The sequence below is a fragment of the Actinomadura soli genome (genome assembly GCF_005889715.1).
Classification (GTDB): Bacteria; Actinomycetota; Actinomycetes; order Streptosporangiales; family Streptosporangiaceae; genus Spirillospora; species Spirillospora soli.
Genome location: NZ_VCKW01000064.1, coordinates 19825 through 35706 on the forward strand (window position 1 = coordinate 19825; position 15882 = coordinate 35706).

Here is a 15882-nt window from a genome sequence, read left to right on the forward strand (position 1 = left end):
ACTTGGTGAGCTGTTCGGGCGGGAGACGAGGTTCGTGGGGAGACGTCGCGGATGATCGACCAAGCGGGTGTGCTGGGCAGTGTGCGGCGGGGCATGATTCCGGCGCACATCTACAACGACGAGCACGTCTTCGCGCTGGAGAAGGAACGCGTGTTCGGCAGAGCGTGGATGTTCGTCGCCCACGAGTCGGAGATCCCCAGTGCCGGGGACTATGTCGTCCGCCGCGTCCTGGACGATTCGTTCATCGTCGTCCGGGACGAGAAGGGCGAGATCCACGCGCACTTCAACATGTGCCTGCACCGGGGCATGCAGGTCTGCCGGGCCGAAATGGGCAACGCCTCGCATTTCCGCTGCCCCTACCACGGATGGTCCTACCGGAATGACGGCCGGATCGTCGGCCTGCCGTTCCATCAGGACGCCTATGGCGGGGAGGCGGGGTTCAAGCGCAAGAGCCAGCGGCTGCTGCGCGCACCGAGGATCGGCTCGCACAACGGCATGATCTTCGTCAGCCTGGACGATGAAGCGCCGTCGCTGCGGGACCATCTCGGCGACTTCGTGTTCTACCTCGACTACTACACCAGGCAGAGTCCGAGCGGCATCGAGATGCGCGGTCCGCAGCGCTGGCGGGTCAAGGCGAACTGGAAGATCGGCGCGGAGAACTTCGCCGGCGACATGTACCACACGCCCCAGACCCACACGAGCGTGGTGGAGATCGGGCTGTTCCGGGAGCCCAAGGCGGAGAAGCGCCGGGACGGCGCCACGTACTGGGCCGGGAATGGCGGCGGAACCACCTACAAGCTGCCGCCCGGCGGCCTGGACGAGCGGCTGCGGTACGTCGGCTATCCCGACGAGATGATCGCCCGGATGAAAGGGGAATGGTCGCGGGAGCAGTGCGACGTCATCGGCCGGGACGGGTTCATGATCTCGGCGGCCTCGGTGTTCCCGAACCTGAGCTTCGTGCACAACTGGCCGCGGGTCGAGGACTCCGACGACGTCGTGCCGTTCATCTCCGTCCGGCAGTGGCAGCCGATCAGCGAGAACGAGACCGAGATCCTGTCCTGGTTCGCCGTGGACGCCGAGGCGCCGGAGGAGTTCAAACGGCTCTCCTACAAGGCGTATCTGATGTGCTTCGGCAGCACGGGAATGTTCGAGCAGGACGATGTCGAGAACTGGGTGTCACTGACCAACACGGCCGCGGGGTCAATGGCGCGGCGGCTCATGTTGAACAGCCGGATGGGCCTGCTGGAGGACGGTACCGAGGTCTCCCCCGCCCTGCCTCCCGAGCGGTTCAGCGGGCCCGGCATCGCCCGCACGGGATACAGCGAGCACAATCAGCGGGAACTGCTCCGGCGCTGGGCGGACCACATGGAACGGCCGCTGCCGAAAGCGGCCGGCGTCGAGGTCGGCACCAACGGCCAGCAGGCGGAGGCCGGGCAGTGACCGGCGAGCAGAGCACTCACTCGGAACGGTCGGTGCTGGGTGGCCATGCTCCACGGGAGCAGCGTTCCGGCGCAACCTTGCCTTTCGGCGACGAGCGCCACCTGCTGGCACACCAATGGCTTGTCGACGAGGCCTATCTGCTGGACGAGCAGGCGTATACGCGGTGGCTGGAACTGCTGACCGACGACATCCACTATTTGATGCCCGTGCGGGTGACGACCGCCTTGGGAACGGGGTTCGACACCGCGCCCGGGGCCGCGCATTTCGATGAGAACAAGTACTCCCTGTCGCGCCGCGTCGCCCGGTTCCTGACCGAGCACGCGTGGACGGAAGACCCTCCGTCCAGGCTGCGCCACCACATCACCAATGTGCGCACGTTCGCGACCGATGACGACGACCATCTCGTCGTCGACTCCGGGGTGCTGCTGTTCCGCAGCCGCGGCGACGTCCGCGAGCCGTCCCTGGTCTCGGCCGGGCGGGAGGACCTGCTGCGGCGCGAGGCGGGCGGCTGGCGGCTGGCGCGGCGCACCATCCTGGTGGACGAGTCGGTGATCCGCATGCAGAACCTTGCGATCTTCCTATGACGATCGGCTGGGAAGGCGAGCGGGAGGACGCGGACGGCGCCGCGCGCGCCGAGCGGGAGCGGCTGCGGCTGCTGGCGCGCGCCCAGGGCGAGCCGCTCGTGCTGGGCAACGAGTTCTCCGAGATCAGGGTCACCAAGGTCGAGACGCGCAACGGCGCCCGGCTGCTGGTGGAGTCCCCGCGCTCGGGGCAGTGGATCGCGCTGTGCCCGCTGGAGCTGGAGGCGCTGACCTGGCAGCAGACCGCGACGTTCTCGGAGATGATCGGCCACCCGTTCGGCTCGCTCGTGGAGGACGAGTCGCTCGTGGAGGACGAGTCGCTCGTGGAGGACGGCGAATGACCGGATGGCTGGACGGGCGTCGCGCGCTCGTCGTGGGCGCAGGCTCGGGCATCGGGCGGGCGGTGCTCGACGCGTTCCGCGGGGAGGGCGCGTCCGTCGCCGTGCTGGAACGGGACGCGGGCAAGGCCATCGCGATCGGCGAGGCGCTGCCCGACGTGCCGGTCACGGTCGGCGACGCGACGACGCGGGAGGCGAACGAGGAGGCCGTCGCGGCGGCGGTCGCGGCCTTCGGCGGCCTGGACGTGCTGGTGAACTGCGTCGGCGTGTTCGACTTCTACCGCGGCCTGGAGGACCTGGACGCCGACGTGATCGACGACGCGTTCGCGGAGATGTTCTCCACCAACGTCAAGAGCCACCTGCACGCGGTGAAATCGGCGCTGCCCGCGCTGCGCGAGTCGCGCGGCTCGATCGTGCTCACCGAGTCGACGTCCGCGTACTACCCCGGACGGGGCGGTGTGCTCTACGTGTCGTCCAAGTTCGCGGTGCGCGGGCTGGTGGCGTCGCTGGCGCATGAGCTGGCGCCGGACGTCCGCGTCAACGGTGTCGCCCCTGGTGGCACTCTCAACACCGATCTGCGGGGAGTCCCCAGCCTGGGACAGCGGTCGCGGCGGCTCAACGACACCCCGGGCCGGGCCGCCGACCTGGCCGCGCGCACCCCGCTGGGCGTCGCGTTGAGCGGCGAGGATCACGCGTGGAGCTACGTGTTCCTCGCCTCGTCCCGGTCGCGGGGGATCACCGGCGACGTCGTGCATCCGGACGGCGGTATGGCCATCAAAGCCTGACGGACGCCTCACGGAAAACGGAACGGAAGGAGTGCCGCCATGCCCATCCTGCGGGCCGACCATGGCGCCTGCCAGGGCTATGCGAACTGCGTCGCCGGGGCCTCGGACGTCTACGACATCGACGACGACGGCGTCGTCGTCCTGCTGAAGGAGCGCGTCCCCGAGGAGGAGCGGCAGCGCGTCGAGGAAGCGGCCCGGAGCTGTCCCGTCTCGGCGCTGACCGTCGAGGGCGGATGAGCCGCACCGCGGTCGTGGTCGGGTCGTCGGTGGCGGGTGTCCGCACCGCCCAGGCCCTGGCGGCCGGTGGTTTCGACGGCCGCGTTCTCGTCATCGGCGCTGAGCGCACCGAGCCTTACGACAAGCCGCCCCTGTCGAAGCACTTCCTCACTGGTGTCTGGGACGCCAGCCGCCTGGCCCTGCTGAACGGCGGGCGTGCCGATGAGCGGGTCGAGTTGCGCCTGGGGGTCGCGGCCGAGCATCTGGACGTCGCGGGCAAGCAGCTCAGGCTCGCCGACGGCACGCGGGTGCCCTACGACGTCTGCGTGATCGCGACCGGCGCGTCCGCCCGGCCCTCACCCTGGGCGGCGCGCGACGGCATCCACGTGCTGCGGACCGTCCAGGACAGCGCCGCCTTGCGCCGGGACCTGCTGCGCGGGGGCGAGGTCGTCGTGGTCGGCGGGGGGTTCGTCGGCGCCGAGGTGGCCGCGGCGGCGAGCGGGCTCGGCTGCCCGGTCACCGTCGTCGACCCCCTCGTCGATCCGATGGCGCGGGTCCTCGGCCCGCGGGTCGGGCCGCTGCTGACCGGGATCCATGAACGCCACGGCGTCCGGACCCGCTTCGGCACCGGCGTGGTCGCGATCGAGGGGACGAGCGGTGGTCTCCGGGTGATCCTGGACGACGGGAGCGTCCTGGCGGCCTCGACCGTCGTGGTCGGCATCGGGGCCGTGCCCAACGACGGGTGGCTGCGCTCGTCGGGCCTGGACATCGCGGACGGCGTGATCTGCGACGAGTACTGCCGCGTCCAGGGAACGCGGGACGTGTTCGCGGCCGGTGACGTGGCCCGGTGGCCGCACCCACGCCATGGCGAGCACGTCAGGGGGGAGCACTGGACGAACGCCGTCGAGCAGGCGGCGTGCGTGGCCCGCAACATCGTCCACCAAGGCGATCCGGTCCCCTACCGGCCGGTGGAGTACGTGTGGAGCGACCAGTACGACTGGAAGATCCAGATCGCCGGGAGCCCGGCGCTGATGAGCGGCCACCACGTGATCGGGGACCTGACCGGTGACAGGCCGCGTGCCGCGGTCGCCTACACCGACACCACCGGACGGCTCGGCGCAGCCCTCACCCTCAACTGGCCGCGAGCGCTCGTCGCCTGCCGGCGGCTCCTGGCGGCGGCGGCAGAATTCACTCAAGCGATCACCGAATTGGACCTGCTCGCCGACGCCCGACCGACAGGAAGGCGATGATGACCGACGCTTTCGCCGAGCTTCGCCGGCAGATCGCGGACGCCTGCCGTGTCCTCGCCGTGCGGGGGCTGGCCGACGGGATCCTCGGGCACATCAGCCTGCGGACCGGGCCCGACCGGCTCCTCGTCCGCTGCCGCGGGCCGCGCGAGCGCGGGCTCGCGCACACGACTCCGGCCGACGTCCACCTGGTGGATCTCGATGGGGCACCGGCGGGCGAAGGTGAACTCGACGGAGGCTGGACGCCCCCGAACGAGCTGCCCCTGCACACGGAGGTGCTGCGGCGGCGCCCGGACGTCCAGGCCGTCGTGCACGCCCACCCGCCCGCCGTCGTGGCCGCCGACCTGGCCGGGCTGGCGATCCGGCCCATCGTCGGCGCGTTCGACATTCCCGGTGCCCGGCTCGCCCAGGCCGGGGTGCCCGTGTATCCCCGCGGCGTGCTGATCCGTGACCGGCGGCTGGCCGGGGAGATGGTCGACGCGCTCGGTGACAGGGCCGTGGTCCTGCTCCGCGGGCACGGCGTCACCAGCACCGGCGCCACGGTGCCCGAGGCGGTGCTGCGCGCGATCTCGGTCGACGGCATCGCGCGGATGTCGCTCACGATCGCGAGCGCGGGCGGGACGCCACGCGACCTGCCGGGCCGTGACCTCGCCGAGCTTCCCGATCTCGGCGGCGCCTTCAACGAGGCCACGGCCTGGCGGCACGAGCTCAGCCGCCTCCCGCCGCTCGCCTAGAGCGCGTCGCGGAGGCCGTGGAAGACGGCGAGCACGTCCCGGCCGTCCAGCGTCTCCTCATGGCCGGGCGCCTTCAGCCGCACCCGCTCCCCGAGGTCGTGGACGATGAAGCCGCCGTCGAACTCGTTGTGCCCGAGGTGCAGCTCGTAGGCGCACAGCGCGTGCAGCCCGCGCGTGAACAGGTCACGCGGGGTGCGCAGCGAGCCGCCGCCGGGCCAGGTGATCTCGACCTCCGTGTCGTGGATCTCGAAGGCGAAGCCGCCGGCCCTCCGGCTCGTGTCGGACGTGACCGGGTCGGCGCCGAGGCCGTCCCAGAACGGGTTGCGCGGCATGAGCTCCAGGCTGATGCGCCGCTTGCCGTCGCCGGAGTACGTCCGGTGGGCGACGTCCTTGGGGAGCCGCAGCAGGTCGCCGGTCCTGCCGATGTAGTGGCCGTAGCGCTCGTCGCCCTCGGTCTCCTTGAACTCGACCCGGACGCTGCCGTGCGCGATGTACAGGTACTGGTCGCCGTCCACGTTGGTGTTCCAGAACGGCAGGCAGTCCGCGGCGCCGGTGGACTCCCAGATCGAGACGGGGCCGACGACGCCCAGCTCGGCGGGCACGTGCGTCGGACGGTCCGCCGCCCCGCCGAACTCGAGGACGTTGACGACGTCGAACAGCTCGTGCCTGGCCGTGATGTGCGACTCGCCGCGCCGGACGGTGAGTCCGGCGAAGTCCGGATGCAGTTCGGTGACATCACTCATGTGATTAGCCCCTTCGTCTCCAGCCAGCCGACGAGCGTGTCCGCGACGTACGCGATCAGGTCCGGCTGTCCTTGCAGGTAGTGGTTGCCGCCCTCGACCGGCACGAGCCGCCGGTCGTCATGCGGGATCGCCTCGTACATCGACCGGGCGTGGCTCGGGAAGCAGACCTGGTCCGCGGTGCCGTACATGACGAGCGTCGGGAGGTGGGTCCGCGCCAGGTGGTAGGGGCCGTCGCAGTTGGAGTCGTCCACGCTCCACTGGCTCAGCCACGAGCGCAGGCTGGTGTGGTGGCCGAGCGTCGCCGGCAGCAGGTTGGACGTCACCGCGGGCCCCCACAGGGTGCCCGGCTTGCGGTCGGACGCGTCGAGGCTCGTGTCGAGGAACCGCGGGTCCGCGACCGTGCCGTGCACCAGGAACGGCAGGTCGCGCAGGCCGTCGGCGCGTTCGTCCAGCTCGGCGAGCCGTTCGCGCACCCGGGCGGTGATCCGCCGGCCGCGGGCGAGCTGCGCGGCCCGGTACCGCTCGACGAACTCCGGGCTGTACGGCGGGCCGTTGTGGGGGTCGAACATGTCGAGCCCGGAGTCGCGTTCGGACGGGTCGTGCTCGTCGACGATCGCAGGGTCCAGCCACTCGTTGTACACGATCGCGCGGCCCGGGTGGGCCATCAGCGACACGAGGCCGTCCACCGGCGGCAGCGCGGCCTTCGTCAGGTCGGGCGGGTCGCCGGCGGGCGTCGCGGTCACGGTCGGGGACTCGGCCTGGCTCTGGTAGAAGGCGGTGAGCCCGCCGCCGCCGGAGTTCCCGATCAGGACGATCTTCTCGTAGCCGCGCTCGCGCAGGAACCCGATGGCCGCCCCGACGTCGAGCACGCAGTTCTCCATGATGAGCGTGCTGTCGTTGCCGATGTACCGGGTGTTCAGGCCGACCGCGTCCACGCCGCGCTCGGCCAGCGGGCCCAGCAGGTAGTGCCCGAGGAAGTTCGAGCTCGGATGCACCACGACGACGGCCGTCCGCGACGGTTCCGCCGCGCGGTGCAGCGAACCCCACACCTTCCCGGCCATCCGGGCCACCCCGGAGTAGACGTCGATGCCGGCGCCCGCCGCCATCGGGATCCCGAGCAGCTCGATCACCGCTCACACACCTTTCGTGTCATGCCGTCATGTGATGGGCCGGCCGTCATGCGATGAGGCGGCCGCCGTCCACGACGAGCGTCTGGCCCGTCATGAAGCGGGACTCGTCGCCGGCGAGGTAGAGAACCGCCTCGGCGATGTCCTTCGGCTCGCCGGCATGCCCGAGGAGGAGCTTGCCGGTCAGGAAGTCGAGCCGGTCCTGGTCGCGGAAGACCGGGTCGGTGGCCGGGGTCCTGATCAGCCCCGGGGCCACCGCGTTGCACCGGATGCCCTGCTTGCCGTAGTCGAACGCGATCGACCTGGTCAGCGCGAGGACGCCGCCCTTGGCCGCCATGTAGGCGGCGAAGCTCGGGCTGGCGACGAGACCCGCCGTCGACGCCGTGTTGACGATCACCCCGCCGCCCTCGGCGACCATGCGCGGGATCGCGTACTTGCAGCCGAGGAAGACGCTCATCAGCGTGGTGTCGATCGTCCGGTGCCACTCCGGCAGGGTCGTGTCGGCGACCGGACGGCCCAGCGGCGCCCAGTAGGCGTTGTTGTGCAGGACGTGCGGCCCGCCGTACGCCTCGGCCGCGCCGTCCACCATGGCCCGGACGGCCTCCGGATCGGAGACGTCGGTCCGGCGGGCGCGGGCGACCCCCCCGCCGGCCTTGATGGCCTCGACGGTCTGCCGGGCGCCCTCCTCGTCGATGTCGGCGACGGTCACCAGCGCGCCCTCGCGTCCGAAGCGGACGGCCGTCTCCCGGCCGATGCCGGACGCGGCGCCGGTGACGATGACGGACCTGTCCTCAAAACGACGGCGAGACGGCGACGGCACGGTGGCTCTCCCTGGTTCGAGTGCGGCGATGCGAGTACGGCGCGGTCATTCGCTGGAGCCGAGGTAGCCCCGGAGCAGTGACGGGTCCTCCGACAGTTCGGCGGCGGAGCCGGACGCGGTGACGCGCCCGGCGGTGAGCACGTAGCCCCGGTCGGCCACGGCGAGCCCCTGGGCGACGTTCTGTTCGACCAGCAGCACGGTCTGGCCGTCGGCGGCGAGCGTCCTGATCATCTCGAAGACCTCCCTGACCAGCAGCGGCGACAGGCCGAGCGACGGCTCGTCCAGCAGGAGCAGTTTCGGCTTCGCCATCAGCGCGCGGCCGATCACCAGCATCTGCTGCTCGCCGCCGGAGAGGGTGCCGGCCTTCTGCGCCCGGCGGTCCCTGAGGCGGGGGAACCGGTCGAAGATCTCCTCCAGCGTCGCCCGGACCTCCGCGCGGTCCCGGCGGGTGAACGCGCCGACCCGGAGGTTCTCCTCGACGGTCAGGCGGGGCAGCGCGCGCCGCCCCTCGGGCACGTGGACCATGCCGGCGCGCACCAGCAGGTCGCTGCGCAGCCCGGTCACGTCCCGGCCGTCCAGGACGACGCTGCCGGACCAGGGGCGGATCATCCCGGAGACGGCGCGCAGGACGGTGCTCTTGCCCGCGCCGTTGGGCCCGAGCACCGCGACCAGCTCGCCGCGGCGGACCTCGACGCTCACGTCCGCCACCCCGGTGACGCGGCCGTACCCGGCGCGCAGCCCCGTGATCCGCAGCAGCTCGTCCCGGTCGGGCGCCGAGCCTTCCCGTTCGGCCGCCGGGTCTTTCCGTTCAGGTGCCAAGGTAGGCCGTCCTTACCTCATCGCTGGCCAGCACCCGCCCGGGCGGTCCGTCGGTCAGCCTGCGACCGAAGTTGAGCACGGTCACGTGGTCGCAGATGTTCGAGATCACGTCCATGTCGTGCTCCACCACGACGACGGTCAGCCCCTCGTCCCGCAGCTCCCGGATCTTCGGGACGAGGGACCGCCGGTCCTCGGCCGTCATCCCGCTGGCGGGCTCGTCGAGCAGCAGCACCTTCGGCCGGGCGGCGAGGGCGCGCGCCATTTCGAGCTGTTTCTGCAGGCCGTAGGGCAGCTCGGCGGCCCGGCGCCCGCGGTAGGCGGTCAGCCCGAACAGCTCCAGGGACTCCTCGGCCTGGGCGCGCAGCCGCCGCTCCGCGCCGGTCCTGAGCGGCCACAGCGACCGCGCCCCGGTGGCCGCCCGGCTGTGCTGCCCGAGCAGCACGTTCTCCAGGACGGTCAGCCCGCCGAACAGCCGGATGTTCTGGAACGTGCGCACGATCCCGAGCGGCACCCGCCGCTGGGGGGTGAGGCGGGTGACGTCCCGTCCGGCGAGCACGACCCGGCCCGCGTCCGGCGGCACGTAGCCGGAGACGACGTTGAGCAGGGTGGTCTTGCCCGCGCCGTTCGGGCCGACGACGCCGTGCACCGACCCCTCGGCCACGTCCAGATCGACCGCGCCGAGCGCCTCGACGCCCTGGAAGTTCTTGCTCACCGCGGACACCCGCAGCAGCGGCTCAGCCAACGGACTCACGCTCCCGTCGCGGGACGAGCCGCGGCAGCCGGATCCCGCCGTCGCCGCCCCGGCCGATCAGCCCCTGCGGGCGCACGATCATCAGCGCCACGAACAGCAGGCCGTAGACGATCTCGTACCACTCGTTGAGCCAGTCGAAGTAGATCGGCAGGAGGCTCAGCACGATGGCGCCGATGGCCGCGCCCCAGAAGTACTCGACCCCGCCGAGCACGCAGTACAGGATGATCACCAGTGCCTGGTGCGGGCCGAACAGCTCCGGGGTGATGACCATGAGCTGGTGCGCCGACAGGGCCCCGGCGACGCCCGTCACGGCGGCGGACGTGGCGAACGCGCCCACCGCGATGCGCGTGATGCGCAGCCCGGACGCCATCGCGGCGCGCTCGTCCTCCCGGATCGCCTTGTGCGCGAGCCCGAGCCGGGACCTGCTCAGCAGGACGAGGTAGCCGACGACGAGCAGCACGCATCCGAGCACGAGCGGCACCGTCGTCCCGGTCATCCCGACCATGCCGCTGGCGCCGTCGACGTAGTCCCACTGCGAGATCAGCAGGTTGACCAGCTGGGAGAAGACGAACGTGATGATCGCCAGGTACAGCAGCGAGAGCCGCAGCGCCATCCACCCGATCAGCGCGCCCGCGACGGCCGCCGTGACGCCCGCCGCGCCCATGGCGAGCGGGAGCGACCAGGAGAAGTTCAGGGTCAGGATCGACGCGGTGTAGGCGCCGATCGCCATGAAGGCCGTGTGGCCGAACGAGTACTTGCCCGTCGAGACCGCGATCCAGTACCCGAGGGCCAGCAGCACGTTGATGCCGACCTGGAGGACGACCGCCTCGTTGAAGCTGGACATCAGACTCTCTCCAACACGCCGGCGTTGCGGCCGAACAGCCCCTGCGGGCGCACCAGCAGGACGATGCCGACGAGGATGAACACGATCAGGTCGCGGAGCGTCGCCGACAGGTAGGCGACGGTCAGCGTCTGGATCAACCCGATGAGCAGGGCCGCGAGCACGCCGCCGGTGACGCTGCCGAGCCCGCCCAGCACGATGATCATCAGCGCGGTGAGCGTGGTGGTGAACCCGTCGAACGGGCTGATCGAGTGGTAGGCCAGCCCGGTCAGCAGGCCCGCGGCCCCGGCGAGCACGCCCGAGAGCGCGAACGTGAGCAGGATGACCCGCTGCACCGGCACGCCGAGCAGGCCCGACATGGTCGCGTCGTCCGACACCGCCCGGATCGCCGTCCCCCACGGGGTGCGTTCGAGGAACACGTACAGCCCGGCGGTCAGCAGCGTGGCCAGCAGCAGGATCACCAGCTGCGCGCCGGACACCGTGAACGCGCCGAGGTCGAGCCGGACCCCGGACAGCACGTCCGGCACCGAGCGCTGGTGGCTGCCGAACGCCTTGGTGACCGCGGCGGTCAGCACGAGCCCGCAGCCGAGGCTGCTGAGGATCGACGCCGTCGGGAAGTCCGCGGACACGAACCGGAACGAGACGTAGTACACCGCCACCGCGACGCCCCCGCCGATCAGGGTCGCGGCGGCGAAGCTCACCAGGAACGGCACCCGGGTCTCGGTCATGATGAGCGCGCCGAGGACGGCGCTCAGCATCGCCGTCTCCCCCAGGGCGAAGTTGAGCCGGTCCATGGCGCCGACCACGAGGTTGAAGCCGAGGGCGACCAGGCAGAAGGTCGCCCCGAGCAACAGACCGTTGAACAGTTGCTGTGCGAGCATGCGGTCAGCCGGCGCTCTTGTCGATCACGAACTTGCCGTCCTTGACGACCGCCTGGAGCTGCGGCCGCTGCGCGATGCCGTCCTTGAACGTGGTGGCGTCGGCCATGCCCTGGTAGTTCTGCACGGCGTTGAGGCTCTCCTGGATCGCCACCCGGCCCTTCGCGACGTCGTCCCCGCCGCCCTTCACGCCCTTCTCCTCGACCGCCTTGGCGATCATGTGCACGGCGTCGAAGGCGTAGGCGAAGTTGAGCGAGATGTCGGTCTGGCCGGTGGCCGCCTGCGCCTTCTCCAGCAGCGCCTTCGCCGCGGGGGTCTCGCTGTGCGGGTCGTACTGGGCGGCGGCGAGCGTGCCCTCGGTGGCCTCCCCACCGGCCGCGACGTAGGCGGCGCCGCCGGACTGCAGCGAGCCGGTGCCGAGCAGCGCGAAGGTCTGGCGCTGGCTCCGCGCCTCCCGCGCGATCCGGCCCGCGTCGTCCGGCCCGGCGGCCAGGGCCAGCACGTCCGGCTTGGCGCCTGCGACGGAGGTCACCTGCGAGGCGAAGCTGGAGTCTCCGCTCTTGAACGTCACGCTCTTGACGACCTGGACGCCCGCGCTGGCGAAGACGCTGCGGAACAGGTCGGCCTGGGCCTTGGTGGTGGCGTTGGCCTCGTCGCTGATGATCGCGGCGCGCTTCAGCTTCCGGCTCTGGATGATCTTGGTGAGCACGGGGGTGCTGTTGTCGGCGTCCGGCTGGGCGATCGTGAAGCCGTACGGGCGGGAGTTCTTCAGCACGCCGGGCCGGGCCGCGCCGGGGCTCACGATCGGCACCTTGAGCTTGTTGGCCGTGCTGCAGGCGACCTCGCAGCCGGCGCTGTCGACCGGGCCGACGATCGCGAGCACCTTCTGCTTGGCGGCGAGCTGGGGGATGAGCGTCGCGGTGGTGGCCGGCTTGTTCTGGCTGTCGACCTTGACCAGCTCCAGCTTGGCGCCCTTGACGCCGCCCGCCTCGTTCAGCAGCTTGACCGCGTACTCGGCGCCCGCCTCCATCGTCTTGGCGTTGCTGGCGAACGGACCGGCGGAGCTGGTGACCAGGCCGATCTTGAGGGTCGCGGACCCGTCGCCCGAGCCGGAACCCTCGCCGCCGCAGGCCGCCAGGGCCAGCGAGGCGGCGGTCAGCCCGACCGCGACGCGACCGGCGGTGCCGGTTCTGATCATCGTGGGATCCCTTCATCTGATGCGCGTGCGCAGCACCTGCCAGGCACGGTCTCGGCGGGGAGGTTCTCTTTTGTCCAGAATTAATTTCTGGAGACTAGCGATTACGGTGTCGTCCGTAAAGACCCTTCCGGTCTCTCCCTGACGGAAGTTCGCGCTGGTCGGACGCCATGTGGACGGAAGGCCGGCATCAGGGCATCACGGAGTCGCGGCGCCGCGCGGACGTCGCGGAGAGGTGGGGCGGGGCCGGGCGCCGTCAGCCGTGGGCCCAGCCGCCGTCGACGTTGACGATCTGTCCGGTGATGAAGTCCGAGGCCGGGGAGCACAGGAACTCCACCGCCCCGCAGAGGTCGTCCGGCACGCCGACTACGGGCAGGCACTGCTCGGCCTTCATGCGCTCCCGCAGGGCCTGCGCCGCCTGCGGGGTGTGCACCGTCTTCCTGGTCTCGACCGGGATGTAGCCGGGCGCGATGGCGTTCACCCGGATCCCGTCCGGGCCGAGCTCCCGCGCGAGGGCCCGGGTCAGGCCGACGACCCCGGCCTTGGCCGCGACGTAGGGCGCGAGCCCGACCGGCAGCCCCTTCGACACCATGGTCGAGCTGACGTTCACGATCTTGCCGTGGCCCGCGGCGCGCATGTGCGGGACGACCGCCGTCGCGCACAGCCACTGCCCGGTCAGGTTCACCTCGAGGACGCGCGTCCAGTCCGCCCGGCTGAACGAGTCGAAGGGCGCGGACGGCAGCAGCGCCCCACCGGCGTTGTTGACCAGCGCGTCGACCCGTCCCCAGCGTTCGGCCACCGCGCCGACGAACGCGCCGACCTGGTCCTCGTCGGTGACGTCGGCCTCGTGCGCGCTCACCCGGTCCGCGCCGGCGTCGGCGGCGATGGCCTCGGCCGCCGACCGTGCCGCGTCGCCGTCGACGTCGACGACGGCGACGCGGGCCCCCGCGCCGGCCAGCCGGGCGGCGTACGCCCGGCCGAGCCCCTGCCCTCCACCGGTGACGATCGCCACGCGCTCGTAGGCGCCGGCCGCGATCACCGGTCCACCTGCCCGCGGATCTGGCCGCTCGCGTCCTCGGCACGCGCGGCGAGGAGATCGCCGGTCAGCGACCCGAGCGGATGGTCGATGACGGTGAGCGGCAGGTCGGGGACGCCCGCCGCCCGCGCCGCGATCCTGGCCGTGGTGACCAGCTCCGAGGTGCACACGACGTAGGCCGGGACGCCGCGGCGTTCGAGCGCGATCGCGTCCCGCACCGTGCACGAGCAGCACCCGGCGCAGTCGCCGACCCCGGTCACGACCACGTCGCACCTCGCGGCGAGGTCGTCGAGCATCTCGCCGGACGCGACGCGGCCGATGCTGGGCTTGCGCGCCCAGGCCGCCTCCAGCGCGCCGTCCTCCCGCAGCCTCGCGGACAGCAGGCGGAGGAGGCGGTCGCTGTTCGGCTTGCCGTTGTCGAGGTACCCGACCGCGAGGCCGGTCAGCGACACCGGCCGGGGCAGCGCCCCGGACGTCTCGCGCGGGACGTCGGCGGTCGGGTCGAGGACGACGAGTCGTCCGGTCATGGCGTCTCCCTCTGCGGTATCCGGCACCTCTCGGCCTCCTGCGCGGAGAGCGCCTCGGTGACGGGCGCGGACTCGTGGCCGCCGACCCAGTACGGGACGACCGCGGAGTAGCCGTAGAGGTCGCCCCCGGCGACGGTGATCAGGATGTCCTCCGGGCGCCGGACGACGGTTCGCGGCTCGTCCTCGCCTGGCGCCGAGGCGTCCGGCGGCGGGGCGTCCGGCAGGCGGCCCGCGCGGCGGAGCGCTCCGACGCTGCGCCTGGCCAGGCGGAACAGCTCCGCGCGCACGTCCGCCTTGCCCATCCCGGCGCGCTGGATGATCTCGGCGTGCCGGGGGCCGATCACCACCACGAAGCTCCCGCCGGTGTAGTGGCACGGCAGCATCGCGTCGGCGATCGTGGCGAGGATCGGGCCGGGCTCGCTCGCCCAGTCGTTGCGCGCGTTGACCGGCGCCTCGCCCGCGAACACCGTCACCGCGCTCTGCTCGGCCGGGACGCCCCGGTCGGCGTGCAGCGGCGGCCACGGCGTCGTCCTGCTCTCGCCGATGCAGTAGGTGTACTTGCCCGGATGCCCGAAGGTGGCCTTGTCCAGGACGCCCGGTACGCCCCCGCACAGGTTCTGCAGGATGAGCCGCACCGCCCGGCCGATCGTGGCGTTGGCGTGGTGGCCGGGCCCGAACAGGCTGAACGACGTGTTGACGTTCAGCTGGTCGACCACCGGCCCGCTGATGACCAGCAGCGGCGCGGTGGCGCCGCTGACCGTGGTGCTGTGCAGGTTGAACGGCTCGCGGGTGAGGGCGCGGACCGTCGCGACGAGCACCGACATGTACTCCTCGCGGCAGCCCGCGGCGACCGCGTTGATCGCGATCTTCTCCAGCGTGAGCGCGGTGCCCTGCTCGGCGATCTCCCCGATCACCTGGCCCGCCGGGATGCCGGACGCGGCCACGAACCGCTCGACGCGCTCCGGCGTCGGCGGGATGACGGGCAGCCCGTCGCCCCAGCCGTTCCGCGTGAACAGGTCCTGCGCCGCGTCGTCGTCGGCCACCGTGTACGGGGTGGACGCGAGCGTCATGCGCCGGCCGGGCCGTGCTCGTCCTGCCAGGCCTTCACCGCCTTCTCCGCGGCCGCCGCGTCGTCGTCGTTCAGCGGACGGTTCTGGTACGTCAGCTCCAGCCGCACGCCGTTGGGGTCGAAGAAGTAGATGGACGACCAGATGCCCTCGTGATCGACGACGCCCTTCACCTCGACCCCGGCCGCGACCAGCCGGTCGCGGGCGTCCTCCACCTCCTCCAGGCTGTCCAGCGAGAGCGCGAGGTGCGGCGCCCAGCGCGGCAGCGGGGACTCGTGGTGGTCGGTGTCAAGGCCCTCGATCTCGAAGAAGGCGATGCACGAGCCGTCCGCCATCTCGAAGAACGTGTGCAGGAAGGTCGTCGGCTCCCCGGTGCTGCCCACGCTGTCGTCCATGGCGTAGCCGACCAGCCGCATACCGAGCAGCTCGGTGTAGAAGCGCTTGGTCGCGGCGGTGTCACGGGTCACGTACGCAACGTGGTTGAGCCCTCGAGGTCGGGCGAATCCAGTCATGGCTGGCCTCTCTGATCAGCGAGGGGATCTGTTGATTTCTTCAATGCAGAATGCTTTTCTGTTCATTGGATGTCAACCCCCCGAGCAGCCCGAAGGAGACCGCGTGGGCATCGAGCTGGACCCGCTGGGCACGCTGACCATCACGATCGAGCGGCAGACGATGCTGCCGTCCACCCCCGGGGGCGGGCGGCTGATCGGTGAGGCCGCCGAGTGCCGGTGGGAGGG

Annotated in this window: 19 protein-coding genes; 7 read left to right on the top strand and 12 right to left on the bottom strand. The window is 71.6% G+C overall.

The window, feature by feature from the left end:
• The first annotated feature begins 51 nt into the window (after window positions 1-51).
• The 7 genes from ETD83_RS14900 to ETD83_RS14930 are packed head-to-tail and all read left to right on the top strand — an operon-like array spanning window position 52 to window position 5341.
• Window positions 52-1440, top strand: a complete 1389-nt coding sequence (locus ETD83_RS14900; protein ID WP_138645710.1) for an aromatic ring-hydroxylating dioxygenase subunit alpha — start codon at window positions 52-54, stop codon at window positions 1438-1440.
• Window positions 1437-2024, top strand: a complete 588-nt coding sequence (locus tag ETD83_RS14905) for a 3-phenylpropionate/cinnamic acid dioxygenase subunit beta (protein WP_138645711.1) — start codon at window positions 1437-1439, stop codon at window positions 2022-2024. Before ETD83_RS14900 ends, ETD83_RS14905 begins: the two co-directional genes overlap by 4 nt.
• On the top strand, window positions 2021-2362 hold the full coding sequence (locus tag ETD83_RS14910) for a hypothetical protein (protein WP_138645712.1): 342 nt from the start codon (window positions 2021-2023) through the stop codon (window positions 2360-2362). Before ETD83_RS14905 ends, ETD83_RS14910 begins: the two co-directional genes overlap by 4 nt.
• A complete protein-coding gene (gene hcaB, locus ETD83_RS14915; protein WP_138645713.1) occupies window positions 2359-3144 on the top strand; it encodes a 3-(cis-5,6-dihydroxycyclohexa-1,3-dien-1-yl)propanoate dehydrogenase in 786 nt (261 codons plus the stop codon). The genes ETD83_RS14910 and hcaB overlap by 4 nt, the downstream gene beginning before the upstream one ends.
• Before the next feature lie 39 nt (window positions 3145-3183).
• Complete coding sequence (locus ETD83_RS14920; protein WP_138645714.1) at window positions 3184-3381, top strand: ferredoxin; 198 nt, start codon at window positions 3184-3186, stop codon at window positions 3379-3381.
• Window positions 3378-4610, top strand: coding sequence for an NAD(P)/FAD-dependent oxidoreductase (locus tag ETD83_RS14925; RefSeq protein WP_138645715.1), 1233 nt, complete (start codon window positions 3378-3380; stop codon window positions 4608-4610). The genes ETD83_RS14920 and ETD83_RS14925 overlap by 4 nt, the downstream gene beginning before the upstream one ends.
• Window positions 4610-5341, top strand: a complete 732-nt coding sequence (locus ETD83_RS14930; protein WP_138645730.1) for a class II aldolase/adducin family protein — start codon at window positions 4610-4612, stop codon at window positions 5339-5341. The genes ETD83_RS14925 and ETD83_RS14930 overlap by 1 nt, the downstream gene beginning before the upstream one ends.
• Here the strand turns inward: ETD83_RS14930 and ETD83_RS14935 are convergent.
• From ETD83_RS14935 to ETD83_RS14985, 12 genes are all read right to left on the bottom strand, one after another.
• Window positions 5338-6084, bottom strand: a complete 747-nt coding sequence (locus ETD83_RS14935) for a hypothetical protein (RefSeq protein WP_138645716.1) — start codon at window positions 6082-6084, stop codon at window positions 5338-5340. The genes ETD83_RS14930 and ETD83_RS14935 overlap by 4 nt on opposite strands.
• Window positions 6081-7214: a serine aminopeptidase domain-containing protein gene (locus tag ETD83_RS14940; RefSeq protein WP_205717676.1), complete on the bottom strand. Its 1134-nt coding sequence runs from the start codon at window positions 7212-7214 to the stop codon at window positions 6081-6083. Before ETD83_RS14940 ends, ETD83_RS14935 begins: the two co-directional genes overlap by 4 nt.
• A gap of 46 nt (window positions 7215-7260) precedes the next feature.
• Complete coding sequence (locus tag ETD83_RS14945) at window positions 7261-8031, bottom strand: SDR family NAD(P)-dependent oxidoreductase (protein ID WP_171064210.1); 771 nt, start codon at window positions 8029-8031, stop codon at window positions 7261-7263.
• A gap of 45 nt (window positions 8032-8076) precedes the next feature.
• Complete coding sequence (locus ETD83_RS14950; RefSeq protein WP_230420920.1) at window positions 8077-8850, bottom strand: ABC transporter ATP-binding protein; 774 nt, start codon at window positions 8848-8850, stop codon at window positions 8077-8079.
• A complete protein-coding gene (locus ETD83_RS14955) occupies window positions 8840-9592 on the bottom strand; it encodes an ABC transporter ATP-binding protein (RefSeq protein ID WP_205717677.1) in 753 nt (250 codons plus the stop codon). The genes ETD83_RS14950 and ETD83_RS14955 overlap by 11 nt, the downstream gene beginning before the upstream one ends.
• On the bottom strand, window positions 9585-10445 hold the full coding sequence (locus ETD83_RS14960; RefSeq protein ID WP_138645719.1) for a branched-chain amino acid ABC transporter permease: 861 nt from the start codon (window positions 10443-10445) through the stop codon (window positions 9585-9587). The genes ETD83_RS14955 and ETD83_RS14960 overlap by 8 nt, the downstream gene beginning before the upstream one ends.
• Window positions 10445-11323, bottom strand: coding sequence for a branched-chain amino acid ABC transporter permease (locus tag ETD83_RS14965; protein WP_138645720.1), 879 nt, complete (start codon window positions 11321-11323; stop codon window positions 10445-10447). The genes ETD83_RS14960 and ETD83_RS14965 overlap by 1 nt, the downstream gene beginning before the upstream one ends.
• Before the next feature lie 4 nt (window positions 11324-11327).
• Window positions 11328-12518: an ABC transporter substrate-binding protein gene (locus ETD83_RS14970; protein ID WP_138645721.1), complete on the bottom strand. Its 1191-nt coding sequence runs from the start codon at window positions 12516-12518 to the stop codon at window positions 11328-11330.
• 253 nt (window positions 12519-12771) lie between these two features.
• A complete protein-coding gene (locus ETD83_RS14975; protein WP_171064211.1) occupies window positions 12772-13554 on the bottom strand; it encodes an SDR family NAD(P)-dependent oxidoreductase in 783 nt (260 codons plus the stop codon).
• On the bottom strand, window positions 13551-14078 hold the full coding sequence (locus tag ETD83_RS42505; RefSeq protein ID WP_171064212.1) for a UGSC family (seleno)protein: 528 nt from the start codon (window positions 14076-14078) through the stop codon (window positions 13551-13553). The genes ETD83_RS14975 and ETD83_RS42505 overlap by 4 nt, the downstream gene beginning before the upstream one ends.
• A complete protein-coding gene (locus ETD83_RS14980; RefSeq protein ID WP_138645723.1) occupies window positions 14075-15148 on the bottom strand; it encodes a hypothetical protein in 1074 nt (357 codons plus the stop codon). The genes ETD83_RS42505 and ETD83_RS14980 overlap by 4 nt, the downstream gene beginning before the upstream one ends.
• Window positions 15145-15657 carry a VOC family protein gene (locus tag ETD83_RS14985; protein WP_138645724.1) on the bottom strand — a complete coding sequence of 171 codons (513 nt, stop codon included), beginning with the start codon at window positions 15655-15657 and terminating at the stop codon, window positions 15145-15147. Before ETD83_RS14985 ends, ETD83_RS14980 begins: the two co-directional genes overlap by 4 nt.
• Between the last annotated feature and the right edge of the window lie 225 nt (window positions 15658-15882).

Excerpts from the sequence above, each read along its gene's own strand:
- ETD83_RS14900 (WP_138645710.1), top strand. The coding sequence starts at position 52 with ATGATCGACCAAGCGGGTGTGCTGGGCAGTGTGCGGCGGGGCATGATT.
- ETD83_RS14910 (WP_138645712.1), top strand. The coding sequence starts at position 2,021 with ATGACGATCGGCTGGGAAGGCGAGCGGGAGGACGCGGACGGCGCCGCG.
- hcaB (WP_138645713.1), top strand. The coding sequence starts at position 2,359 with ATGACCGGATGGCTGGACGGGCGTCGCGCGCTCGTCGTGGGCGCAGGC.
- ETD83_RS14920 (WP_138645714.1), top strand. The coding sequence starts at position 3,184 with ATGCCCATCCTGCGGGCCGACCATGGCGCCTGCCAGGGCTATGCGAAC.
- ETD83_RS14925 (WP_138645715.1), top strand. The coding sequence starts at position 3,378 with ATGAGCCGCACCGCGGTCGTGGTCGGGTCGTCGGTGGCGGGTGTCCGC.
- ETD83_RS14930 (WP_138645730.1), top strand. The coding sequence starts at position 4,610 with ATGACCGACGCTTTCGCCGAGCTTCGCCGGCAGATCGCGGACGCCTGC.
- ETD83_RS14935 (WP_138645716.1), bottom strand. The coding sequence starts at position 6,084 with ATGAGTGATGTCACCGAACTGCATCCGGACTTCGCCGGACTCACCGTC.
- ETD83_RS14960 (WP_138645719.1), bottom strand. The coding sequence starts at position 10,445 with ATGTCCAGCTTCAACGAGGCGGTCGTCCTCCAGGTCGGCATCAACGTG.
- ETD83_RS14965 (WP_138645720.1), bottom strand. The coding sequence starts at position 11,323 with ATGCTCGCACAGCAACTGTTCAACGGTCTGTTGCTCGGGGCGACCTTC.
- ETD83_RS14970 (WP_138645721.1), bottom strand. The coding sequence starts at position 12,518 with ATGATCAGAACCGGCACCGCCGGTCGCGTCGCGGTCGGGCTGACCGCC.
- ETD83_RS42505 (WP_171064212.1), bottom strand. The coding sequence starts at position 14,078 with ATGACCGGACGACTCGTCGTCCTCGACCCGACCGCCGACGTCCCGCGC.
- ETD83_RS14980 (WP_138645723.1), bottom strand. The coding sequence starts at position 15,148 with ATGACGCTCGCGTCCACCCCGTACACGGTGGCCGACGACGACGCGGCG.
- ETD83_RS14985 (WP_138645724.1), bottom strand. The coding sequence starts at position 15,657 with ATGACTGGATTCGCCCGACCTCGAGGGCTCAACCACGTTGCGTACGTG.